Below are 25,687 nucleotides of genomic sequence, written 5' to 3' on the forward strand. Positions count from 1 at the left end.
CGCTGTCATTTTTAGATTATCTGTTTCAGTATCTCTCTCCAATAGGTCGGCTCTACCTCGCTGAGAAGGAAGTCCATGAAATCCCTCCGTGCGTCCTTGTTCAGTTCGTGGTACAATCTTCGGAAAGTTTCAAAATTGCCGTTGATGTACGTTTCCACCATATACACGAAGATGTTGTCCACCTCGTAATATCTGCACTGCTGCGCTGCCGTCTTGCTGTTTCTTTTTGCCATGTCGGTAAGGGTTAAAGGGTGAATAACCAAAGGATGAAGCCAAAGAAGGCAATGGTGGAAAGGATAGCCACGATTACACCTATCGCCACTCGGAACACTCCGTTTACAATCTCTCTGATGATGCCCCAAAGGATGCCGAACACCCCGAAGGCGGTGCGCATCATCAAGCCGCATATCGCCAACCCGATGTGTTGCGCCATTTGTCTGAAATTTGCCGTTGCCGTCATATCTTCGCTGTTTTTGATTTTTTTGTTTTTAATGCGGATTCAAGAGCTGAGGGAGTTGAGTTTCAAACTATCTTATCTGCCTCTCGTTTATCCGACATTTTTTTTATGCGTCTTTCTGTCGCATCGGTCGTTTTCGTTTCGGGTGCTTGAAAAGGTAGGGATTAGGGAATGCAAGGTTTTTCGGTCAAAATACTACCCGCAGGGCTGGAGATTTTTACCGAAAACAGGAGGCTTGACCTTGCTTTCCCGTCCAATCCCGGAATTACCTTTGCGCCCAGAACGAAAATGACTGACTGATGCGGCTTACTGAAAGGCGCAAAATGGAGGTAAACGAAAACAGAGGCAGATTGTGTAGAAAAAAACTTCAGGGGAAAATCCGTAAAAAAAAGAATCACCAAAAGGAAAAAGACATCACCGGAAGCGTGAAAAGGGCAAACCACAACAAAGGAAGTATGATTGTTTCCGATCCGACGGAACTTGTTCAGCCGGGTGGCAACAATCATTCTTCCCGGTTTGTCCGGCTGTGTGTGGGCGCCTGTTTCATTCATGGGGCAGGCTGACACACTCTGCATTCACTTTCCGCTTCCGGCAAAAGAGACAGCGAAAAAAGAAAAATCATTTGAAAACCCGTAAAAGCACCTCTTGGCATAGGCGCAAAAGAAAGGGGCATTGCTTCATCTGTCTAAACATCGTTTAGGCGTGAGGCAATGCCCTTTTCTCCAGCTATGCGGTAGTCGGCACACGTTTGTTCCAAACTCGTTTTGGGCAATGGTGTGCCGACGGACAATACCGCTTTTACGGAAAATTCTTATGAATGAGGGGATAAAAAACGGGAGTTTATATCAAAATCTCGAATTAAATAGCTACTTTTGCATACGAAGAGTTCTTTGAAGGTTACGCAACGCGCAGAAGGATAATGCAGTAGATAACTAACTAAATCGTAACCTATTACTATCAAGAGCAATTAACCTACGCTCATTTCCAATAAATTACACTCTTTTCGTAACTTCCTACTGCAAACTTACGAAGTTTATTCGAAAAAAGAAATTTTATTTTTATCAATTATGAGAATAAATCGTTCGATAGCCCCGTTTCATCGTTCGATGACCTTTTTTTTGAGACATAAGTGATAGAAATACCGATGCAGCCTCCGCCAAGCAATATGCTCGATATGCCGTATGATACTTTGTAAAGCCTCTTTCCCCGGGCAAAGAATATAAAAAATGTCCCGTCCGTAATGTCGGAGGCAAGCCGGTATACTCACTATAACAAATGTAGATGTGAAATGCAATAACTGTAAATACACCGCTTGGACAAAGGTAAAATGCTACATTCGTCGTATTTTTTGAAATATTTGTGTCGGTAGAATCTTTATATTTTTTGTCATTTTGTAGCATAAAATATTGTGCACTGGAGAATCGGCTTTGTTCAAGACTTTCCGTATTGGAATAAAAAGGAAATATTTATAATGTTAAAATGTGATTTCTTTTTGGAGGTAAACTTTATGTATCATCTCTTATTATTTAGGTCTGATATAAATTTTTAATATAAAACACACGATATGAAATTTTTTTCGGTACTTATGACAATGTTGTCATTTCCGTTATTGGCAAATGCAACATCACAAGAAACTATTGTTATCCAGACGGACAATACAAGTTTGGTGTATAAGGTAAATGACAAGAACAAATTATGCCAGTCCTATCTGGGCAATCGGTTGAGGGAGAAGGATTGCGAACTCGTACCGGTTTCCAACGACGAAATACTGCTTACATTCGGAACCGGATATGTGCACCAGCCGGCGCTTCGAGCCGTACACGGTGACGGGAACACTTCTACCGAATTGGTGTTTGACAGGGTCGAGCAGCGTCGTCTGAACGATAATCAAGTGCAGACCGACATCTTTTTGAAAGACACGTATTTTGCATTCGGAGCAAAAGTTTCCTTCAAGACATACGAGAAAGAAGACATCATAGAACAATGGGTAGAATATACCAGTAACGAGAAAAAGCCTGTTGTACTTTACGATTACGCCTCGTCCTGCATCAGCCTGTATGCGAGAAATTATTATATGACTCAGTTTTGGGGAAATTGGGCAAATGAGATGCACATGACCGAGAGCGCTCTCACTCGCGGGGTAAAGACCGTCGAGTCGCGCCTGGGTGTTCGCTCCAACGAGTACGGGCATGCCTGTTTCTACCTCTCTTTGGACAAGCCTGCGGCCGAAGAGTGCGGCAAGGTCATCGGGGCTACGCTGGCATGGCCGGGAAGTTTTGCCTTCCATTTCAGTATCGACAACCAAGATAAGCTGCGCATCATATCAGGTATCAACTCGTATGCCGGGCAATATACCCTGAAAAAAGGCGAAACCTTGACTACGCCACCGTTGCTGTACACATACAGCAATCAGGGTAAAGGTACGGTATCGCGCCGCTTTCACCGCTGGGCCCGCCAATATGGAGTATACAACGGGACGAAGCCCCATATGACGTTGATGAACAATTGGGAAGCCACTTATTTCGACTTTAACAATGAAATACTGACCGGTATCATCGACGATGCCGCCGATATGGGATTCGACCTTTTCCTTCTCGACGATGGCTGGTTCGGCAAGAAGCACCCCAGAAACAGTGACAATGCCGGTTTGGGCGATTGGACGATAAACCGGGAGAAACTTCCCGACGGCTTGGGCTATCTGGTAAAAGAGTGTCAGAAGAGAAATATCAAGTTCGGTATCTGGTTAGAACCCGAGATGGTAAATCCCAAAAGCGAACTCTATGAAAAACACCCCGATTGGGTGATAACACAACCCAACCGCCCGTTGGATTTGAGCCGTAATCAGCTTGTTCTCGACCTTTGTAACCCGGAAGTACAGGACTTCGTTTTCAGCGTAGTAGACAAGACCATGAGCGAGACCGAAGACATATCTTACATCAAATGGGACTGCAATCGGTTTATGACAAATGCAGCATCCGGCTATCTCCCTGCCGACAAGCAGTCTCACTTGTGGATAGAGTATGTCAGAGGTCTATATTCGGTACTCAAGCGTGTACGGGAGAAGTATCCCGACGTCACCATCATGGCATGTTCCGGTGGTGGGGGACGCATCGATTACGGTACATTGCCCTATTTCGACGAGTTCTGGATTAGCGACAATACCGATGCACTCGACCGCATCAAGATACAGTGGGGAGCCAGCCAGTTCTTCCCCGCCATTTGTATGGCAAGCCATGTTTCGGTATGTCCCAACCACATCACCGGCAGGACGGTACCTTTGAAGTTCCGTTTCGACGTAGCCACATCGGCCAAACTCGGTATGGACTTGCAACCCCGGCAGATGACCGACGACGAAAAGGCCTATTGCCGTCTGGCCATGAGCGATTACAACCGGGTCAAAGACGTAGTGCAGTTCGGTGACATGTACCGCCTCCTGTCGCCCTATGAGAGCAACCGCGTGTCCCTTATGTATGCTTTGGAAGACAAGAGCCATGCCGTTGTTTATTCCTATCTCATGGCTAAGGCACTGAACGGAGACCATCAAGTACTGTACCTCAAAGGACTAGACCCCGACAAGCAATATCGCCTGCACGAGCTCAACAAGATACCCAATCGCTGGTCACGATTCGACTCCTTGGAAGGAAAAGTATTCTCCGGCGATTTCCTGATGAACCACGGTGTCGCGTTCTATATGAGCGACGAGTACGAGAGCCTTGTTTTCGAGGCAGTAGCATTGTAAATCATAGAAAGACATTATCATGAAAACCGGAACAATATTATTTTTAAGCATACTTATTCTGTCCGCATTTTCCCTGCGGGCCGGAGCCGTAACCATAAAAAACAGAGGGTGGCGCATCACCTATGACGAGCAGGCAAAAAGTTTCGATTACGACTATAAAGGGCTTCGCATATTTGCGAATGCCCGTCCCGAAGCGACTTGCGACATTCCCGGTATAGGGACCAAGACCCTGACACCCGCTTCATTCGCCACGATGCAATATACCCGGAACAAGGTCGATGACAATTTCGGGAAAGGAACATGCCATACCTTTCGTTTCAGCGGTACTTCGGCGTCGGTTGCATTGGTGCAAAAGATATATACCTACGACAAGCGCCCCTATATTCTTACCGAAGTCGAATTGACCGGTGATGCCGGCATTTCGTCCAACTACCTGGCTCCGGTTGTTACGGAAACATCGGTTGCTTGGTTTCCTCGGAGCGAACAGAACAGGATGCTGTTCGTGCCTTGGGACAACGACGGGTTTATCCGTTACGAGTGTCACAAGCTGACCGGCGAACTCACCTCTTACGAAGTCACTTCGCTCTATCATGGCGACAGTCGCAAGGGAGTAGTGCTGGGTTCGGTCGAGCACGACACCTGGAAGAGCGCCGTCCGTGTCAAGTCGGCCGACAACGGTACTGTCGAGCAGCTTTGTTGCTATTCCGGAGCATCCTCCGATATTACCCGCGACAAGTTACCTCATGGTAAGGTAAAGGGCAATAGTGTAAAATCGGCCAAGATGATGCTGGGCGTTTTCGATGACTGGCGCGAAGGAATGAATGCCTACGGTGAAGCGAATACCTGTGTTCTCCCGATACGTTCTACTTGGACACAAGGAGCCCCTGTCGGTTGGAATAGTTGGGCGGTACTTGCCAATCATCTCAACTATAAAGCAGCTGCTGATGCCTCCGATTTCTTCCGTAATACATTATACCCCAAAGGATTCCACAATAGACAAGGTAAAGTTGTCCTCGACTTGGACTCCTTTTGGGACAACATGAGCGAAGACCAGTTGAGACAATACGTTCGCAAATGTGAAGAAAACGGGCAGATTCCCGGAATTTACTGGTGTCCCTTCTCATACTGGGGCGACAATGGCGACTCCTATGTAGAAGGAACTCAGAACAAATACAAGTACAAAGACTGCTTCTTGTATGTAAACGGGAAGCCCCACAAACAAGGCGGGTACTGTGTCGACCCCACCCATCCGGCCATAAAAGAACGCATGGCATATCAGTTCAAGAAGTTCAAAGAATGGGGATTCAAATATGTAAAACTCGACTTTGTGACCAACGGAGCCGTACAAGGCGATTCTTACTACGACAAGAATGTTACCACCGGGACACAAGCCTACAATCAGGGATTCAGCTATCTGCTCGGTTTGGCAGGCGACGACATGTTCCTTTCCCTCTCGATAGCCCCGCTTTTCCCTTACCAGTATGGCAATTCCCGGCGCATCTCTTGCGACGCTTGGGGCACGATAGGACACTCTGAATACGTGATGAACGCTCTTTCTTATGGATGGTGGACCGATAAGCTTTTCCAGTACAACGACCCCGACCATATTGTATTGCAGAAAGACGGAGAGACAGAGGGCGAAAACCGGGCACGTATTACCACCGGAGTAGTTACCGGAATGATATTGTTGGGCGACAACTTCAGTACCGACGAGCCGTCAAAAACCGGAAATCCGAAGCTCTCCATCGAACGGGCGGTTCAGCTGTTAGACAATAAAGATATACTCGCATTGGCATCTTTAGAACGTTCGTTTATGCCCGTCTACGGTTACAAATCGTTTCGCGGTACCCATTACGGAGCCGAGTCGGTATTTATGCTGCGTGACGGGCATCATCTCTACGTCGCTTGTTTCAACTACGGTGCCGAAGGCGACCTTTCCGATTCGGTATCTATGGAAGCCTTGGATATAGACCCTCGCAAGGTAGTATCGGTCAAAGAATTGTGGACGGGCCGGTCCGTTGCCGTAGAAAACGGGGAACTTCACTATGATATACCCGGGAAAGATGCACGCATCTATCGTATCACATTGGAGTAGCCGTCCCGTTTCCCTTTTTGAAAGAGACGATAAAAAGGGGAGTATCATCTATATATGGCAAGCCGGTCTTTAGGATAAATAAAAAAGACGTGGCAGCAAACGATATGCCCCATTTTATCCGTCCGGCAAAATCCTTGGAAAGAAAGAGAAAAACAATTTCGACAACAAAAAACAAAGCGTAAAATATGAAAAAAATATGTACAGCCTTCATATCTGCATGTCTGGGCTGCATTCCGTTACAGGCCGAAAATACCTACCTCCACAGCGGAACCCCGTCGGTTACATGGAAAGTAAAACCTCAGGCCGAAGTTGGCAATGACGTCAGCCGCCTGTCCGACCCCCGTTACGATATGTCCTCGTGGGTCGATGCCGTAGTTCCGGGGACTGTGTTCAACTCGTATGTAGTAGCCGGCTACGAGGAAGACCCCAATTTCGGAGACAATATACACCGGGTCGATAGAAGCAAGTACGACAGGAGCTTTTGGTACAGGGCCGAATTTACAGTCCCTGCCGACTATAAAAAAGAACTGGTCTGGTTACATTTCAACGGAGTCAACCGCAAAGCCGACATATACCTCAATGGGGCTCTGTTGGGGACGTTAGACGGATTTATGCATCGGGGACGCTTCAACGTCACCGACATTATAGACCGAGATGGCAAGAATATATTGGCCGTTCTGGTGCACATACCTCGCACCCCGTTGGCCAATCAGGGGAGCCCCAACTACCTGTCGAGCGGAGGGTGGGACTGGATGCCCTATGTGCCGGGTCTCAATAGCGGTATTACCGACAAAGTCTATTTGAGCAATACCGGTACGGCAACCCTTATCGACCCCTGGATTCGTACCGACTTGCCCACCAATGCAAGAGCCGACCTCTCACTGGAGTTTGATGTAGAAAACAATCGTTCCCGAGCAGAAAAATACATCGTCAAAGGCACGATTACACCCGGGGACATCACCTTCGAAGAAGAGATACAAATCGAGGCAGGAGCTACCCGGAAAATAAAATTCGACAAACGTTATTACCCTCAGTTAAGTATCAACAGTCCCAAACTCTGGTGGCCCAACGGGTATGGAGACCCCAACTTGTACAACTGCAAAATAGAAGTTCTGGCGGGTAACGAAATATCCGACACCCGGGACATTACGTTCGGTATCCGTAAATATACCTATGACAAGGATGGCAATATCTTCCACATCCACATCAACGGAGTCCCCGTATTTGTCAAAGGAGCCAATTGGGGCATGTCGGAATATATGCTGCGCTGCCGCGGGCAGGAATACGAGACTCGGATACGGCTTCATAAAGACATGAATTTCAATATGATTCGTAATTGGCTCGGTTCGGTTACCGATGACGAGTTTTACGAGTACTGCGACAAATACGGCATCATGGTCTGGGACGATTTCTGGATCAATTCCAACCCGACTCTGCCGTATGACCTGAACGCTTTCAACAACAACATGCTCGAAAAAATCAAGCGCGTACGCAACCATCCCTGTATAGCCGTATGGTGTGGTGACAATGAAGCGACACCCGAACCCCCGCTTACCGGTTGGATGGCCGAGAACATTCGTACTTTCGACGGAGGCGACCGCTATTTCCAGCCCTGTTCCAACTCCGGAGGATTGAGTGGAAGCGGTTACTGGGGAGCCTTCGACCCCCGTTATTATTTCAGCAAATATCCCGACCCCTCTTCCGGAGGAGACGGTAAACGGGGCTGGGGATTCCGTACCGAGATAGGAACAGCCGTAGTTCCCACCTTCGAGAGCTTCCGTAAATTCATGCCCCGCGAGAACTGGTGGCCGCGCGATGATATGTGGAACAAGCACTATTTCGGTTCGGGAGCAGGCAATGCCTTGCCCGACCGTTATGCCGAGTCCATCGACCGGGAATTCGGAACTGCCCGCGACGCACAAGACTTTTGCCGCAAAGCCCAGCTTGTCAATATAGAATCCAATAAAGCCCTCTTCGAAGGCTGGTTAGACCACATGTGGGAAGATGCCTCAGGCATCATGCTTTGGATGGGGCAGTCGGCATATCCCTCTATGGTATGGCAGACGTACGATTACTATTACGACCTTACAGGAGCTTATTGGGGGTGCAAGTCCGCATGTGAGCCCCTCCATATATACTGGAATCCCGTTACCGAAGAAATCAAAGTTGCCAATACCACAGCACGAAATTACGAAGCACTCACAGCCGAAGCCGTAATCTATAATATGGATGGCAAGCCGGTAAAGCACCTTCAGAAAAAAGCCCTTGTCGATGCCCTCTCCAATACGGCAACCACATGTTTTACCCTCGATGTAAATCGTGAGCGAGAAATCTTGTCGCTGGGCAAGCCCGCAGTAGCCTCGTCTACTGCACAAGGTGACCCCTCCTATGTATCGGACGGCAAGGACGATACCCGTTGGGCAGCGCATAGGAGCGACAATGAATGGATATATGTCGACTTGGGCAGCATACAATCGGTCGGGGGCGTACGCCTCAATTGGGAAGCAGCCTATGGAAAAGCCTATAAAATACAAATCTCGGACGACGCCAAAAACTGGAAAGAAATATACAAGACGAACGAAGGGCGCGAAGGCGTGGAAGAAATCACCTTCCCCGAAGTAAAAGCCCGTTACGTGCGTATGTTCGGCATCGAATTGGGATGGTGGTTCGGTTATTCTCTCTGGAGTTTCGACGTCCTCAGCGGGACCCGTCCCACCGAAGGCCTCACCGATGTGCATTTTATACGCCTTACGCTGAAAGACAAATCCGGAAAAGTACTCTCCGAGAACAACTACTGGAGAGGAAACGGCCGTCGAGATTTTACGGCATTGAATACCCTGCCCGAAGCCCGGCTGAAAGTTTCCTCCAAATTGGTCGATGGTGACGAAGAAGGCAAAGCATGCATCAATGCAACCGTCACTAATCCGCGTTCGGCGCAAGGAGTAGCATTTGCCGTACACGTTCAGGCCGTACGTACCACCGACGGAGAACGCATACTTCCCGCCATGATGAACGACAACTACTTTACCCTCATGCCCGGTGAGAGCAAAGACCTCGCCATCACTTTCGACAAGTCTCTCCTGCAAGGAGGCTCATACCGCCTGCAAGTAACACCTTACAACAACAAATAATCATGAAAAAGTACCTCATAACCATTTCCATTGCCCTTGCTGCAACATCGCTGTCTGCAACAGGGGCAATGCCCTTGTATAAAGACGCTTCGGCACCCGTACAGCAACGGGTCGACGACCTGCTCTCGCGGATGACGTTGCAAGAAAAAATAGACCAGTTGCAAAACCGGGCATCAGGCAAGCTCGAAGATATAGACAAAATCTTTGCCGGAAGAAGTTTTGGCACTACGCATGAGATGAGTATGCCCGCTTTCGACTGTGCCGTAATGTACCGCGCATTACAGACATACATGAAGACCAATACCCGCCTCGGCATTCCCGTACTCACTTCAGCCGAAGGCATAGAAGGCATATTGCAGAATGGCTGTACCATCTTTCCCCACGCATTGGCACAAGGCAGCACTTTCAATCCCTCGCTGGTTCGGCAGATGACCCGGGCAGCCGGAGAAGAAGCCCGGGCAATAGGTATACACCAAATCCTCTCGCCTGTGCTCGACATTGCCCGGGAATTACGGTGGGGAAGGGTAGAAGAAACCTATGGCGAAGACCCCTATCTCATAGCCCGCATGGGCGAAGCCTTTATCGAAGGATACCAAGAATACGACATAACCTGTATGCCCAAGCACTTTGTAGCACACGGTACGCCTGCCGGCGGGCTGAACTGTGCCGGAGTAAGCGGGGGAGAAAGAGAATTGAGAAGCCTGTACCTGTACCCCTTTGAAAAAGTGATACGGAGCACCGCCCCGATGGCCGTCATGACATGTTACAGTGCCTATGACGGTGTACCCGTAACCGGTTCTTATTACTACATGACCGAGCTGTTGCGCGGGGAGCTGGGATTCGACGGATACGTATATTCCGACTGGGGCTCGGTAGAGCGGTTGCACACATTCCACCGGGCAGCAGCTACTCGGGAAGAAGCCGCAAAAATGGCACTCGAAGCAGGGGTAGACCTGAATATAGACTCTTCTTACGAAACCCTTGAAAAGATGGTGGCCGACGGGAGGTTAGACGAGAAATACATCGACCGGGCAGTAAGAAGGATACTGACAGTAAAATTTCGCCTCGGGCTCTTCGATGCACCTTATGGCGACCCCGAACAAGTGAAAAAAGTAGTACGCAGCAAAGAGAAGATAGCACTGTCGAAAGCCATAGCCGACGAGAGTGCGATTTTGCTGGAGAACAAAAACGGCATACTTCCGTTGGACATCACACGCTACAAATCCATAGCCGTCATCGGGCCCAATGCCGACCAGACAGTCATGGGCGACTATTCTTGGACGACAAGCGACACCGACGAAGGAATAACCTTGTTACAGGGACTTAAAAACGTTGTGGGAGACCGAGTTGCCATCAATTATGCCCAAGGTTGTGACTGGTGGAGCCGTGACAAAAGCAAGATAGCAGAAGCCGTTGAAGTAGCCCGCCGGAGCGACATAGCCATAGTCGCCATAGGTACGCGGAGCACCTATCTGGGACGTTCGCCCAGATACTCTACAAGCGGTGAAGGATTCGACCTCTCCTCTCTGGAACTGCCCGGGGAGCAACTGACCCTCTTAAAGGAAATAAAAAAGACCGGCAAACCGCTCATTGTCGTTTTTATTGCCGGTAAGCCTTTGGCAATGCCGTGGGTAAAAGAAAATGCCGATGCCCTTCTGGTGCAGTGGTATGCCGGAGAGCAGCAGGGCAATACCTTGGCAGACATTCTTACAGGCAAGGTAAACCCTTCGGGAAAAGTAAACGTTTCCTTCCCCCGAAGTACGGGCAATACACCTTGTTTCTACAATCACTATGTTACCGACCGCGAAGAACCCTTCGACCAGCCCGGGACTCCCGACGAACCCAAGGGTCACTATATATTCGATAAGCCCGACCCCCTATGGAATTTTGGTTACGGGCTCAGCTATACGACATTCCGGTACACCGGCTGTGTCCTGAGCGATACCCTCCTGACGGCAGATGGCATACTCAAAGTCAAGGTTACAGTAGAGAATACAGGAAAAAGAGACGGCAAGGAAGTAGTGCAACTCTACGTAAGAGACAAAATAAGCACTGTGGCGACACCGGTTCAGCAGTTGAAAGCTTTCGACAAAATCTCTGTCGAAGCCGGTGGGACAAAGACCGTCGAACTTACGTTGCCTCTCTCGGAACTCGCCCTGTACAATACCCGTATGCAGAAAGTGGTAGAGCCCGGAGAATTTGAGATACAAGTAGGAAGCGCATCAGACCAAATACATTTTGTACGGACAATAATAGTCCGCTGAAAAATACGACACATAGAAAAACAACCACCAGCAGTAAAAAAATATGAAAAAGCTATTTATCCTGTTATGCCTTTGCCTGGTCGTCGGAAGCGCCCGGGCAAAAGTCACGTTGCCCGCCATATTCACCGACAATATGGTCTTGCAGCAAAAAACACAAGTTACCCTCTACGGAAAAGCTGCCGCCGGTAAGAAAATGACCGTAACTACCGGGTGGGACCATGAGCAATACCGTTTTCACTCCGATGCCGAAGGGAACTGGAGCGTGCGCATACCCACCCCCGAAGCTGGAGGGCCCTTTGACATAACCATCTCGGACGGGAAAAAAATCACCTTGCGCAATATCCTGATAGGAGAAGTCTGGTTCTGTTCCGGACAGTCCAATATGGAAATGCCCGTAGCAGGCTGGGGCAAAGTCTTGAACTACGAACAGGAAGTGGCCGCTGCCGATTATCCCTGTATACGCCTGTTTCAGGTAAAAAAAGCAACATCGCTTGCCCCCGCAGCCGACGTCGCTTCGACAATGGGAGGCTGGCAAGAATGCTCTCCCGCATCCGTACCCGAATTTTCCGCACTGGGGTACTTCTTTGCCCGTCGTCTGTGGCAGGAACTCGGTATTCCGGTCGGAGTTATCGACTGTACCTGGGGCGGCACTCCTGCAGAAGCATGGACGAGTTACAGTACCTTGAAAAATGTGTACGGATATGTTGACGAAATGCGCGATTTGAGCCGGATGAACTTTGATGCGGCAAAGATGCAGGAACGCTACATCTCGAAAATGGACAACTGGAGAGCCGGATTGCTCACCGACGACCGGGGCTATAAAGACCGGCGCCCGTATTGGTGCATGCCCGACTATGACGATACCCGCTGGGAAGAAATGGACTTGCCCGGATACTGGGAAGGAAAAGGACTGAAAAACTTTGACGGCACAGTGTGGTTTCGTCGGACGGTCGAGATACCCGCAGCATGGGCAGGGCAGGACTTGACCCTCAGCCTGGCGATGATTGACGACGAAGACATCCTGTACTGGAACGGAGAAGAAGCCGCACGAGGGTCAGGATTTACCACCCCCAGACTCTATACGATACCTGCGAAAATGGTAAAACCCGGTAAAGCCGTTATTACCGTACGTGTATCCGACTACGGAGGCGAAGGAGGCATTCACGGTAAGGCAGAAGACATGTATCTCTCATCAGCACAGGATAAAATCCCCCTGGCAGGTAAGTGGAAATACGATATCGGGCTCTCATTGGCAAAATATCCTATTGCACCCGTATCGCCCGTAGGAAGCTCAAGTTATCCCACCGTACTCTATAATGCGATGGTACACCCTCTCGTGACGTTCCCCGTAAAAGGCGTTATCTGGTATCAGGGAGAAGCTAATGTCGGACGGGCAGCCGAGTATACCGACCTCTTTCAAGCGCTTATACACGATTGGCGCGATAAGTGGAACAATCCCGATATGCCCTTCTACTTCGTGCAGTTGGCCAACTTCATGGAACGCGTGGACGGGCAAGAAGAAAGCCCCTGGCCCGAGCTGCGTGAAGCCCAGGCCAAAGCCCTCTGTATGGAACATACCGGTATGGCCGTCATATATGACATCGGAGAAGCCGGTGACATACACCCCAAAAACAAGCAGGAAGTGGGCCGGCGCCTGTCGCTCATTGCACTGGCAGACACCTACGGCAAAGACCTTACTTGTTCCGGTCCCCGCTACGCAACCTATCGGGTCGACGGAGACCGCGTAGAAGTAGAATTTTCCTGCACAGGCGGAGGATTGCAAGCTAAAGGCGGCGAACTCAAAGGTTTTGTCATATCCGGGCCCGACCACCGTTTCCACAAAGCCCACGCTGTCATATCCGGAAACAAAGTGATACTTTCCTCTCCCGAAGTGAAATACCCTGTGGCAGTTCGCTACGGTTGGGGCAACAATATAGAAAGCACACTCTACAATGCCGAAGGGTTGCCCGCGTCGCCCTTCCGCACCGACAACTGGTAATGCAGAATCTTTCCCTTTGGAAAGGCAGAGAAAAAGACAAGTTGTAACCTGCATGACACACAAACCGGAAAAAGAAAAAAATAGACAATATGAAAAACAAACTGTTAGCATTGATATTTACTATCAGTATCAGCATCGGGGCAACGGTACATGCCGACAAGACCCCCGTAGAATGGGTAAACCCCTTTATCGGTACAGGAGCAGTAGCCAATAGCCTCTCCGGCAATAATTATCCCGGAGCGACAGTCCCTTTCGGCATGGTACAGTTGAGCCCCGATACCCGGGTTGCCCCCGACTGGGCACAAGCATCGGGATACGATTACAACGACCGGCAGATAATAGGCTTCAGCCATACCCGTTTGAGCGGTACAGGAGCCTCCGATTTTATCGATATCCTGCTGATGCCGACCACCGGAAAAACCTGTATAGAAGCCCAAGAGTCTCCCCGGAGCGGTACCGGATACCAGTCGGCATTCTCTCATGACAGAGAATCAGCCTCCCCCGGATATTACAAAGTGACACTCGATAGCTACGGAATCGATGCCGAGCTGACGGCCTCCGCCCGGGTAGGCATGCACCGTTACCGTTACCCCCAAGGAGCAGACAGTTCGCATATTGTTTTAGACCTCGACCATTCCGCCAATAAAGGTAGCTGGGGGCGCCGTATCATCAACTCCCAGATACGCATCGTCGACCCCTGTACCGTCGACGGCTACCGTATCATTACTGGTTGGGCCAAATTGAGGAAGATATACTTTCGTATCCGATTTTCCCAACCGATAAGAAACGTCTTGTTGGCCGATGGTTCCCGTATATACCACAACATGCCGGTCATAAACGGTACTGCACTGAAAGCCGTATTTGACTTCGATACCCGGCACAATACGACCGTAATGGCAAAAGTAGCCCTGTCGCCCGTCTCGATAGAAAACGCCATACAAAACATGTCGGCCGAGATACCCGGATGGGATTTTGACGATGTTGTTCGCCAAGCATCCGGCATGTGGAATGCCGAATTAGGCAAGATACAGGTTCAGGGTACCGACCTTCAAAAAGAAATATTCTACACAGCCCTCTATCACACGATGATACAACCCAATATAATGTCTGATGCAAACGGGGACTATATGGCAGCCGACTACACCGTACGCCGGCTCTCGGGAAATGACAAGCATTACTCCACCTTCTCCCTGTGGGATACCTACCGGGCGGCGCACCCTCTCTATACGCTCATCCACCCCGACCGCTCCGCCCACTTTATAAAAAGCATGATACGGCAGTACGACTACTATGGCTATCTCCCCGTATGGCAACTATGGGGACAAGACAACTACTGTATGATAGGCAACCACGCCATCCCGGTCATTGTAGACGCCATACAGAAAGGCATACCCGGTATCGATATGGAAAAAGCATACGAAGCCGTTAGGAAAAGTTCTCTCATATCCCATCCCAATTCACCTTTCGACGTGTGGGACAAATACGGCTATATGCCCGAGAACATACAATCCCAATCCGTTTCCATCACCCTCGAATTTTCCTTCGATGACTGGTGCGTGGCACGTCTGGCTAAAAAACTCGGCAAAGAAGACGATTGCCGCTACTTTGCCGGACGCTCGGAAAACTACCGCAACCTCTTCAATCCCGAAACGCGCTTCTTTCAGCCCAAAGACGATAAAGGCAACTGGATAACCCCCTTCGACCCCTACAAATACGGAGCCAACGGAGGCTACCCCTTTACCGAAGGAAACGCCTGGCAATACTTCTGGTACGTCCCCCACAACATAAAATCATTGGTAAGACTCACCGGAGGAGACAAAGCCTTTGCCGAAAAGCTCGACCACTTCTTCACATCCACCCATACCAGCGGGGAGAAAAACGATAATGCCTCGGGATTTATCGGACAATACGCCCACGGCAACGAGCCCAGCCACCATGTCGCATATCTGTACAACTACGTAGGACAACCCTGGAAGACCCAGCAATACGTATCATATATCCTCAACAATCTGTACGACAATACCTCCGCAGGTTATGCCGGGAACGACGACTGTGGCGAAATGTCATCATGGTACATCTTCAGTGCCATGGGATTCTATCCGGTAAATCCCGCAAGCGGAATATACGTAATAGGTTCGCCCCTGTTGGAACAAGCCGATATACACCTGCCAGGAGGAAACTCCTTTACCGTAAAAGCCCCGAAAAAGAACGATAAAGAAATCTATATACAATCCGTTCGCCTCAACGGGAAAAAATACGACAAGACATATATCACCCACCAAGACATTCTGCAGGGAGGAACATTGGAATTCAAAATGGGAGTAAAACCCTCATCCTGGGGAAAAAAGCCCGAAATGAGGCCCGTTGAGGAACCGCTGATGTAAAATTTTGTATATTTGGAAAAACTTGATATATGAAAAAAATATCTCCCCGTTACGCAATCACCCTGCTTACCGCAGCACTATTCAGCATCTCGGCACTACAAGCAGAAACAATCGACATCTATCCGGCAGAAAAAGACATGACCCGGGAAATCCAGGCCGCCATACACCTCTCCCGGGAAAAGAAGCATGCACCCGTAACCATACAGTTACGGCAGGGCGATTACCACATATCCCGCAGTCACGCCTCACACCAACTCTATTACATATCCAATACCACATCCTCGTCCGAAAATCCCCACCCTGTAAAACACATAGGATTGTGGCTCAAAGGACTGAGGAATGTAATCATAGACGGAGGAGGAGCAAGGCTCATCACCCACGGAGAGATGACCACTTTTGTCATAGACAGTTGCGAAAACATCGTGCTCCGTAATTTCACCCTCGTGGCAGCAGACCCCACCGTACCCGAAATGACGGTGCTCGAAGTCGGTGATACCCACATGACAGCCCGCATACACGATGACACCCGGTATGAAATATCCGGAGGAAAACTCCGGTGGATAGGAGAAGGGTGGAGCTTCACGCAACCCGTAGCCCCGCAAGTATTCCACCCTGGAATCAATGAAACCCTCCGTTGTGCTTCCCCCCTCGACAACCTTGTGCAAGTTACCGAGCTGGAACACAAAATCATCCGGTTCGATTACAGCCGCCGACCCGACGGAATAAAACCCGGGCAAGTCTATCAGATGAGAGACGCCATACGGGATGAAGCTTGCGGATTCATCCATAAAAGTAAAAACATAACCCTGCAAAATATCCGCTTTCACTTCCTCGGTAACTTCGGCATCGTAGGCCAGTACTCCGAAAACCTCACCTATGACCGCATTTTCTGCGAACCCGAATTGGGGACAGGGCGCACCTGTGCCGGATTTGCCGACTTCGTGCAGATGTCCGGATGCAAGGGCAAACTGAAAATCCTGAACTCTCGGTTCGAAGGGGCACAAGACGACCCGATAAACATACACGGTACACATCTGAAAGCCGTAGGCTATCCTTCGCCCCGGCAAATAAAAGTCCGTTTTATGCATCCGCAGTCGTACGGTTTCGAAGCATTCTTCAAGGGCGATAAGATAGAACTGGCCGACGCACATACTCTGTTGTGCAAAAGCCGTGCGACGGTAAAGTCCGTTCAGAGGCTCGACAATTATGAAATATTGTTGACAGTAGATACAACCCTTCCCGCCCACCTGGAACAACAAAATATCGTCGTCGAGAACATTACATGGACCCCCGATGTAGAAATAGCCGGCAACTATTTTGCCCGTACTCCCACCCGGGGCATTCTGGTAACGACAAGAGGGAAAGTACTTATCCGCGACAATACCTTTTACCGTACCCCCATGAGTGCCGTATTCATATCCGATGACGCCCGCAACTGGTATGAGTCCGGTCCCGTGCGCGATGTGACCATCCGCGACAATACATTTATTGGGTGCGGTACTCCGGTAATCGGCGTTTTCCCCGAAAATGACAAGTACGAAGGAGCCGTGCACCGCAATATCCGGATACTCTCCAACCGGTTCCGGCTGAAGCCCGGAAAGGCCATATCCGTTCGCTGTACCGATGGAGTAGAAATAAAAGACAACTATTTTGTTTCATCCTCCGGGACGATAGAAAATATAATCGACATAGAACAGTGCGATAACGTAGACATAGACAAGAACCTCCTTTCCCGGTAAAGGAAATCCCTCAAATGGATATATAGGTCATACAAAGGGTCATGACAAGCCATATACAGGCAGCATTGATATCGTACTGTCCTTAGCGGTTGGGATATCTTTTGCAGCCGGTTTCCCCAGCCGAAAAAGACACGCACGACTGCCCTTGAAAAATGGCAGTCGTGCGTGTGTCGGATATAGCCGCCGGAGTTTTGATGGTCGGCGACTGTTATTTATAACAACATATCATAAGAAGAGCGATACGACCAGATAGACAATCGCCGCCAGCAATGCACTCACCGGGATAGTCAGCACCCATGCAGTCATCAGATTTCTCGTTACCCCCCAACGTACCGCAGAAAGCCGTTTGGTAGCGCCTACACCGATAATAGCACCCGTAATCGTATGCGTCGTGCTCACCGGGATTTTCAGGAACTCGGTCAGGTACAATGTAAACGCACCCGCAGTTTCAGCAATGACACCTTCTAACGGAGTGACCTTGGTAATTTTTGTACCCATGGTTTTTACAATCTTCCAACCGCCCGACATCGTCCCTAAAGAAATAGCCGTAAAACAGGAAAAAGCGACCCAGTTGGGCAAATCGTTGATACTGTTTATGCCCATTCCGAGACCCTCGCTATGAGCGGCTATCATCGCAGCAGCAATGATACCCATTACTTTCTGGGAATCGTTGAGCCCGTGGCCGATGCTGAACAATGCCGAAGATACAAGCTGCAATTTCTTGAACCAGTACTCGGCAGTATGCGGGTGCATACGCCTGCAGATATGAAGAACCAGCAAAGTAAACCCGAAAGCAACCACCATCCCGATAAGCGGAGCAAGGAAAATAAACGCGATGATTTTCAGGATGATACTGGTCTGTATGGCACCGAAACCGTTAGCCATGATGGCAGCACCGGCAAATCCCCCGATAAGAGTATGCGACGATGACGACGGGATGCCTTTCCACCAGGTATACAAATTCCAGATGATGGAAGCGACAACTCCCGACAAGATAATCGGCAAAGTGATATACTCCTCTATCACCGTTTTCGATACGGTATTGGCTATACCGAACCCCCCGATAATATACTTGGCGATGAAAAAAGCGACAAAATTGAACAATGCCGCCCATAACACCGCTTGGAACGGAGAGAGTACCTTGGTCGATACGATGGTAGCAATAGAGTTTGCAGCATCATGGAAACCGTTGATATAATCAAAAGCCAAAGCCAGAATGATGATAATCACTAATAATTCCATCCGTACCCCCGTCTTATACGTATTTTACAATCAAGCTTCTGAGAATCTTCCCCACACGCTCTTCCATATCGGTGGTCTTTTCCAGTTCCTGCATGATTTCCTTTATCTTTATCAGTTCGATGCTGTCTTTCTCCTCTTCAAACAGCTGCGTGACAAAATGCTCATATACATCATCCGCATGATTCTCTATCTCATGCAGTTTGTCGCAATACTGCCGCAAGGCAGACGGGTTTTTATGGAAAGTTTCCAGTTCCTTCATTGCCTTGCACAAAATACCCGCACCCTCTTCAATGAGCGCACCCAGCTCTTGTCCGCTTTGGGAAATAGGGCGGGGGTTATAAATAGAGATGCGCTTCGCACAACTGTTGATTCCATCGATGACATCATCCATTGTAGAAGCCAGGTTATGAATATCCTCCCTGTCAAAAGGAGTAATGAACGTCTTGCTCAGCTCGTCGAAGATTATATGTGTCTGGGTATCGCCCTTACGCTCCAGCTCCTTAATCTGCTTATAATAATCAGCACGTTTGTCCGGTTCGTCATGCCGGAGGTCGGCAACCAGCAGAGCCGAAGACTCGACTACGATTTCAGACAGTTTATTCAGCATGGGAAAAAATTTGGGTTCCTGAGGAGTAAACCTGCTAAAAAATGAATTTTTCATAAAATGTAAGTCAGTAGTTATGTTTCTTTCTTGTTTTTAAGCCTTTGATGAATATTTTTCCGCACATGCGACCATCAGGTCTGCCAGCTCTTACCATCTTTGCCGCAAAGATAATATTTGCAATTGATTTCATTTTTATTCAGAAAAAAAAATTACAGGAAAATTTCATAGTTATTTTATAATGAGTAATTTATTGTGCATTTTTCCCTTCTTTGTGAGAGGGTGTAAAAACTAAAATCGAATCTTTAAAAAGTTACAGATTATAAGTATGGTGACAAAAAGAGCCTCACCAAAGAGTATTTTTGAATGAAAATGCCCCCTTTTTCTTTATTTATATATGTATTGAGTTTTAAAATGTAAGTTATTTATTTTGTTTTTGAGTTTCTACAAGCCTCCTTCAGAGGGAACAAACGGGGGGGGGCGTTGAGAAGTGCTACCAAAGTTGAGATACAACAGGACGAGTCAATATCTCATTGTCTTGTAGTGCCTGTTTTTTGAGTGGCAGTCCACATGATACCTGAGAGGATATTTTTATGAAGGGAGAGAAAAAAGTATGATAGAATGGCTGAGAGGCACTACGGCAACATACAAAGGGAACTGCTGCCATATTGATTTTTCCTGCATAAGTTTGATACACGTTGTTATTATTCACGAGAATGTCATATTATTTCCTTGTATATTCAAGATATTCTTAATATTTTAGCACTATATTCTTTTTCTAAATACCATGAAATATAAAAATTATTTTAAGCTGGTCTGTAAAATGGTCAATTTCAAAGGAGAAGGGATTTTTGTTTTATTTAATATAAGGGGAATACTCCTTTGATGATATTATGGAGTGCTTGGATAAGATAGATGTATTTTCGACTTTTGATAAAGTTTACCAAAAATATAGAGAGCCGTTTATCAAATTGGCAATTTCTTATGTCGGTGATAGAAGCATCGCAGAAGATTTTGTGACCGATTCTTTTGTAGCCTATTGGGAGAATAGGGGGAAATTGCCGGCAGACACCAATATCCCGGCTTATATATTGGTATCCCTTAAAAATAAGTGCCTGACACATTTGACCCATCTCCGTAAAAGGCAAGAGGTAATCGATAATATAAAGAACCAATATCAGTGGGAATTGGACTTTAAGATTACATCGTTGGAAGCCTGTAATCCGCAAGAGATATTTTCGAAGGAGGTTCACCGATTGGTAAATGATGCCATTCGGTCGCTTCCGGAAAAGACAAGGGAGATTTTTCTATTGAGCCGTATGGAATCTCTTACAAACCGGGAAATATCCGAACGATTGGATATTTCCATTAAAACGGTCGAATTCCATGTGAGCAAGGCTTTGAAGGTACTTCGTATCGCTCTAAAAGATTATTTATTGGTCTTTTTTTACTTTTTTGTAAAATAATCGTTCTTTTTTGTTAGGGTATTTTCATACTCGTTAGTTATATATACGTAAAGGATAAATTTATGGATAGAGAATTGCTATATCGTTTTTTTAATGGGACAGCTTCCGAGTCGGAACGAATCAGCATTCGGGAATGGGCAGAGGCTGCACCGGAGAATATGCGGGAATTGTTGAACGAACGCAAACTGTATACGGCTATTATATTGACTGGGGAGAAGGAATCTTTCGAATCTCATAAAAAGACAGGTTGGTATAGACGAATCGATTTTATCCATATCGGCCGGTACGCCGCAGTTTTCATCTGTGCTGTTTTGTTGACGTGGTTTGCTTCGAACCCTAAGGATACGACGGTATCGTCTGTCTCGCAAATCGATGTTCCGTTGGGGCAGTATATGAACTTGACGTTGGCCGATGGCACTACGGTCTATCTTAATTCGGGGACGACATTCAGATATCCTACGGCGTTTACAGGCAAGGTGCGGCAGGTGGAAATCGATGGAGAGGGTTTTTTCCAAGTTACCCATCAGGAAAAAGATATTCCTTTTGTCGTGAAAACTTCTAAAGGAGATGTCCGGGTCTTGGGGACGAAATTCAACGTGGAGGCCTATGCAGAGAGAGACAGGTTCGTGACATCGTTGCTCGAAGGTAAGGTAGAAGTGGTTACCGCAATCGGCAGCCTGATGTTGAATCCGAACGAAAAAGCGACACTGGTCGACGGGTCGCTGAAAAAAGAGTCTTTGAGCGATCGAGGCAGCTATAGTTGGACCGGGGGTATAATCGATTTCAATAATATACGGTTTGGTGATTTGATGAGCGAATTTGAAAAAATATATGGAGTCCGCATTATCATTGAAAATCCGGAATTGGAAGATAATTTTTGCTTGGGCAAGTTTCGCCGTATAGACGGGTTGGACTATGCTTTACGGGTGTTGCAAGTGGACATCCCGTTTGAATTCAGACAAGATTTTGAGACACAAACTTTTTATATTAACTAAAAGATAATATTATGGAAAAAACATAGAGAGGTACAGAAAAGGGAATATCGAACCGTCGCCAAACATATCAATATTCCCCCTTAAAGAATTAACACAACAATCGTATTAATCTTAAAACACACAAATATATGAAAAAGAAGTTGATGTTGGAGAATAAAGGGTTCTCTAATTCAATAATTTTATTTAGATTTATGAAAATCACACGTTTTTTGTTCCTTATAGGAATGCTGAATGTCTGTGCCTTTAACGCATATTCCCAAAATGCCAAAGTAACCTTGAATCGTACGAACACTCCCCTTCAAGTTATTCTCAATGACATAGAGTCACGGACCAATTACCTGTTTATAATCATTAATGGACAGGTAGATACCCAAAAGAAATATTCGATTAAAGTCAAGTCGGAGCCGGTCTCTTCCGTACTGGACAAACTGTTCAAAGGTGAGAAAATCAGTTACAAGATGAAAGGCAACCACATTGTCCTTTCCCGTGAGACCGAAGGGAGCAAGGAAAAGAGCAAGCGCAAGTTGACCGGTTATGTTAAAGACAACTTGGGAGAACCGCTCGTAGGAGCAAGTATCCATATACAGGGTACCCAGCAGGGTACGGTGACCGATCTTGACGGTTATTTCCATATCGAAGGAGATTATGACGAAAACACGGTGCTCAGTATTCGCTATGTGGGTATGGAGGATAAGAATGTAGTCATTGCCGATAAGAATAGTTTCAATATTATTATGGACGACAATAACCGGGAGTTGGACGAAGTGGTCGTGGTAGGATATGGAACACAGAAAAAGATAAATTTGAGCGGTGCGGTGGAGGCTGTCTCCGGTACGACTCTTGAAAATCGTTCTGCCAATAATGTCGGAGTTATGTTGCAAGGATTGGTTCCCAACTTGAATATCAATGTCGATGGCGGCCAATTGAATCAGACGCCCTCTTTCAATATTCGTGGTGCGACGACTATTACCAACGGTGGCTCACCGTTGATTCTGGTAGATGGGATTCCGATGGCAGAAGCAGAATTCTCTCGTATGAACAGTGCCGATATAGAGAGTATATCGGTCTTGAAAGACGCTTCTTCGGCAGCTATTTATGGAGCCCGTGCTGCCTTTGGTGTGATTCTTGTAACGACGAAAAAAGGAAAAGAAGGTAAAACTAAATTTTCATTTAATAATACGGTGAACGTGCGCACGTTGGGCCGTATGCCGGAAGTTGTGAAAGACCCGTATATACAGGCTTCGTACAAAGATATTATGGGGGCGCCGTGGTACGACCTTTATACCGAGGAAGAGTTGGAATATGCCAAGCAGCGTTCGCTCGACCCATCGCTTTCACCGGTGATGATCAATCCCAAAGACCCCAACCGCTATTCTTATTTGGGGGCGACCGATTGGTTTCACGAACTGTATAGCAACACGGGATTCTCTCATTCGCACTCTATCGGCATGTCTGGTGCTACGGCCAAGACATCTTATTATTTAGGTGGCGAGTACTTTGGAGAGAGCGGTATGCTCAGATATAATACAGATAAAGCTAACCGGTATAATTTAAGAAGCAATGTCAGCTATCAAGTGACCGATTGGTTGAATATTTCGAACAATACTTCGATGACTTACTATACTTACAAGGCCCCCTCTTCGCTCGATAGCGGTTGGCTGTATACTTACATCCATAATGCCAACGCATTGACGGTGCCCAAGAATCCCGACGGAAGCTGGACGGAAAACGGAGCGAAATATATTGCCGGAACGGAAATGGGAGGAGAGAGCGAGACAGAAGAACTTTTGGCACAGACGCAAGTCTCGTTCGATATTTCGCTGATTAAGAATGTATGGTCGGTAAAAGGAGACCTCGCGATTAAGTTTTGGAACAAACATAAGAATTATTGGGAGTCGGACAAAGATTTTGTTTTTAGGGACGGGCCCGATAGCGCACCCAAAGAATTGGGGTGGAGCGATTTTGCCAAAACGGAACATGATAATTCCCGGTTTACATTGTTTAATATTTACTCGAATTTCAACAAAAAGTTTGGGAAACACGAGCTCGGTGTCACGGTGGGTTTTGAACAACAATTGGAGTCGGCGCAATATTTCACCGGCCAGCGAGACGGTCTTATCAGTAACTCTGCTCCCAGTATAGCCGTTTCTTCGGGTGAAAATAAAGAATTGACGGATTACCGTTACAGCTGGGCGACACGAAGCGGATTTTATCGTTTGAATTATATGTTTGGAGACCGATATATTTTTGAGGCAAACGGGCGTTACGACGGTACATCCCGGTTCCAGAAAGACCATCGTTTCGGATTCTTCCCTTCCTTCTCGGCTGCATGGGTGATTTCGAATGAGGAATTCTACCAGCCGATAAAGGATGTCATGAATGCGGCAAAACTTCGTGCTTCGTACGGTTGGTTGGGCAACCAAAATGTGGGTTACTATGAATACATCTCGAATATGTCGTTTTATGAATGTAACTATTTGATTGATGGTAAGAAACCCATCGGTGTGGGTTCTCCTAATTTGATTTCCGGTGATTTGACATGGGAAAAGGTAAACACCATCGATGTGGGATTGGATTTGGCTTTTTTTGGAAACCGTCTGACTTTCTCGGGAGACGTTTATCGAAGGAATACTCTTGATATGTTGACACCCGGCAAAACGCTTCCGGGCGTCTTGGGGGTTTCCTCCCCTCGTCAAAACGCAGCCGATTTGAAGACGCAAGGTTGGGAAATCTCTTTAGGATGGCAAGACCAGTTCAGTTTGGCTTCAAAACCGTTCAGCTATTCGGTCAAGTTCAATCTGTCCGATTCTTGGGCCGAAATTACCCGGTTCAATAACGAAACCGGTACGTTGGACGATTACTATGCGGGATGGCGTATGGGAGATATCTTGGGTTTGACGACAGAGGGATTTTTCCAGAGTGAAGAAGATATTAAAAATCATGCCGACCAATGGGAAGTGACCGCTTATCCCGGTGACCGTCCGTTGGCTCCCGGTGACTTGAAATACAAGGATTTGAATAATGACGGGTATATCAATAAAGGAAAATGGACCATTGACGACCATGGAGACTATTCGGTCATAGGAAACGAGAGCCCCCGATATTGTTACGGTGCCGATATTAATGCCGCATGGAACGGATTCGATTTCAGAATTTTGCTGCAAGGCGTGGGCAAAAAAGACTGGTATCCCAATGTGTTTACATTCTTCGGTATTTACCGTGCACCGTGGTCCGATGTGTATACCAACAATCTTGACCATTGGACTCCGGAAAATCCGGACGGGTATTTCCCTCGTTTGAAATCCTATACGGCCGAGACAGACGGAGATATGAGTATTCCGCAGACTCGCTACTTGCAGAATGCTGCTTATATGAGAATCAAGAATATAACTTTCGGATACTCTCTCCCGCAAAATCTTACTCGCAAGATAAAAATAGACCAGATAAGATTTTATTTCAGCGGTGAAAATGTAGCTGAGTTTACAAAGTTGAGTAAAAATGTCGATCCCGAAGGCCTTGGTTTGGTTCACCCCATGCAGCGGGTATTTTCGTTCGGTCTTAACCTTAACTTCTAA

At 47.4% G+C, this 25,687-nt stretch carries 16 protein-coding genes; 10 read left to right on the plus strand and 6 right to left on the minus strand.

Annotated elements, in window-relative coordinates:
* Positions 1 to 11: 11 nt before the first annotated feature.
* The 4 genes from Cop2CBH44_RS01440 to Cop2CBH44_RS01455 form a co-directional block, all read right to left on the minus strand.
* Positions 12 to 233 (minus strand): hypothetical protein, encoded by a 222-nt coding sequence (locus Cop2CBH44_RS01440; protein WP_004291534.1) that lies wholly within the window; start codon positions 231 to 233, stop codon positions 12 to 14.
* 11 nt (positions 234 to 244) lie between these two features.
* Positions 245 to 460 carry a hypothetical protein gene (locus Cop2CBH44_RS01445; RefSeq protein WP_004291535.1) on the minus strand — a complete coding sequence of 72 codons (216 nt, stop codon included), beginning with the start codon at positions 458 to 460 and terminating at the stop codon, positions 245 to 247.
* A gap of 161 nt (positions 461 to 621) precedes the next feature.
* The gene (locus Cop2CBH44_RS01450) at positions 622 to 1,008 is read right to left on the minus strand and encodes a hypothetical protein (RefSeq protein ID WP_009126113.1); all 387 of its coding nucleotides are present in this window, start codon (positions 1,006 to 1,008) and stop codon (positions 622 to 624) included.
* 510 nt (positions 1,009 to 1,518) lie between these two features.
* Positions 1,519 to 1,857 (minus strand): hypothetical protein, encoded by a 339-nt coding sequence (locus Cop2CBH44_RS01455; RefSeq protein WP_055096172.1) that lies wholly within the window; start codon positions 1,855 to 1,857, stop codon positions 1,519 to 1,521.
* A gap of 164 nt (positions 1,858 to 2,021) precedes the next feature.
* Between Cop2CBH44_RS01455 and Cop2CBH44_RS01460 the strand changes: the two genes are divergently transcribed.
* The 7 genes from Cop2CBH44_RS01460 to Cop2CBH44_RS01490 all read left to right on the plus strand — a co-directional run bounded on the left by Cop2CBH44_RS01460 (position 2,022) and on the right by Cop2CBH44_RS01490 (position 17,808).
* Positions 2,022 to 4,196 (plus strand): alpha-galactosidase, encoded by a 2,175-nt coding sequence (locus Cop2CBH44_RS01460; RefSeq protein WP_200755402.1) that lies wholly within the window; start codon positions 2,022 to 2,024, stop codon positions 4,194 to 4,196.
* A gap of 19 nt (positions 4,197 to 4,215) precedes the next feature.
* Positions 4,216 to 6,291 (plus strand): alpha-amylase family protein, encoded by a 2,076-nt coding sequence (locus Cop2CBH44_RS01465; RefSeq protein WP_200755403.1) that lies wholly within the window; start codon positions 4,216 to 4,218, stop codon positions 6,289 to 6,291.
* 185 nt (positions 6,292 to 6,476) lie between these two features.
* A complete protein-coding gene (locus Cop2CBH44_RS01470; protein WP_200755404.1) occupies positions 6,477 to 9,422 on the plus strand; it encodes a galactose-binding domain-containing protein in 2,946 nt (981 codons plus the stop codon).
* 2 nt (positions 9,423 to 9,424) lie between these two features.
* Positions 9,425 to 11,686, plus strand: a complete 2,262-nt coding sequence (locus tag Cop2CBH44_RS01475; RefSeq protein WP_200755405.1) for a glycoside hydrolase family 3 N-terminal domain-containing protein — start codon at positions 9,425 to 9,427, stop codon at positions 11,684 to 11,686.
* Positions 11,687 to 11,729: 43 nt separating this feature from the next.
* Positions 11,730 to 13,685 carry a sialate O-acetylesterase gene (locus Cop2CBH44_RS01480; RefSeq protein WP_200755406.1) on the plus strand — a complete coding sequence of 652 codons (1,956 nt, stop codon included), beginning with the start codon at positions 11,730 to 11,732 and terminating at the stop codon, positions 13,683 to 13,685.
* 89 nt (positions 13,686 to 13,774) lie between these two features.
* Complete coding sequence (locus Cop2CBH44_RS01485; RefSeq protein WP_200755407.1) at positions 13,775 to 16,069, plus strand: GH92 family glycosyl hydrolase; 2,295 nt, start codon at positions 13,775 to 13,777, stop codon at positions 16,067 to 16,069.
* A gap of 29 nt (positions 16,070 to 16,098) precedes the next feature.
* The gene (locus Cop2CBH44_RS01490) at positions 16,099 to 17,808 is read left to right on the plus strand and encodes a right-handed parallel beta-helix repeat-containing protein (RefSeq protein ID WP_052431549.1); all 1,710 of its coding nucleotides are present in this window, start codon (positions 16,099 to 16,101) and stop codon (positions 17,806 to 17,808) included.
* A gap of 225 nt (positions 17,809 to 18,033) precedes the next feature.
* Here the strand turns inward: Cop2CBH44_RS01490 and Cop2CBH44_RS01495 are convergent, their stop codons facing one another.
* Both Cop2CBH44_RS01495 and Cop2CBH44_RS01500 read right to left on the minus strand, forming a co-directional pair.
* The gene (locus Cop2CBH44_RS01495; RefSeq protein ID WP_021931352.1) at positions 18,034 to 19,050 is read right to left on the minus strand and encodes an inorganic phosphate transporter; all 1,017 of its coding nucleotides are present in this window, start codon (positions 19,048 to 19,050) and stop codon (positions 18,034 to 18,036) included.
* 13 nt (positions 19,051 to 19,063) lie between these two features.
* Positions 19,064 to 19,711 carry a DUF47 domain-containing protein gene (locus tag Cop2CBH44_RS01500; protein WP_021931353.1) on the minus strand — a complete coding sequence of 216 codons (648 nt, stop codon included), beginning with the start codon at positions 19,709 to 19,711 and terminating at the stop codon, positions 19,064 to 19,066.
* Between the two features lie 842 nt (positions 19,712 to 20,553).
* Between Cop2CBH44_RS01500 and Cop2CBH44_RS01505 the strand changes: the two genes are divergently transcribed.
* The 3 genes from Cop2CBH44_RS01505 (at position 20,554) to Cop2CBH44_RS01515 (ending at position 25,687) form a co-directional block, all read left to right on the plus strand.
* Complete coding sequence (locus tag Cop2CBH44_RS01505) at positions 20,554 to 21,117, plus strand: RNA polymerase sigma-70 factor (RefSeq protein ID WP_246469160.1); 564 nt, start codon at positions 20,554 to 20,556, stop codon at positions 21,115 to 21,117.
* A gap of 62 nt (positions 21,118 to 21,179) precedes the next feature.
* Complete coding sequence (locus tag Cop2CBH44_RS01510; protein WP_021931356.1) at positions 21,180 to 22,112, plus strand: FecR family protein; 933 nt, start codon at positions 21,180 to 21,182, stop codon at positions 22,110 to 22,112.
* A gap of 128 nt (positions 22,113 to 22,240) precedes the next feature.
* A complete protein-coding gene (locus Cop2CBH44_RS01515; RefSeq protein WP_246469161.1) occupies positions 22,241 to 25,687 on the plus strand; it encodes a TonB-dependent receptor in 3,447 nt (1,148 codons plus the stop codon).

This window comes from Coprobacter secundus subsp. similis (genome assembly GCF_015097275.1).
Taxonomy (GTDB): Bacteria; Bacteroidota; Bacteroidia; order Bacteroidales; family Coprobacteraceae; genus Coprobacter; species Coprobacter secundus.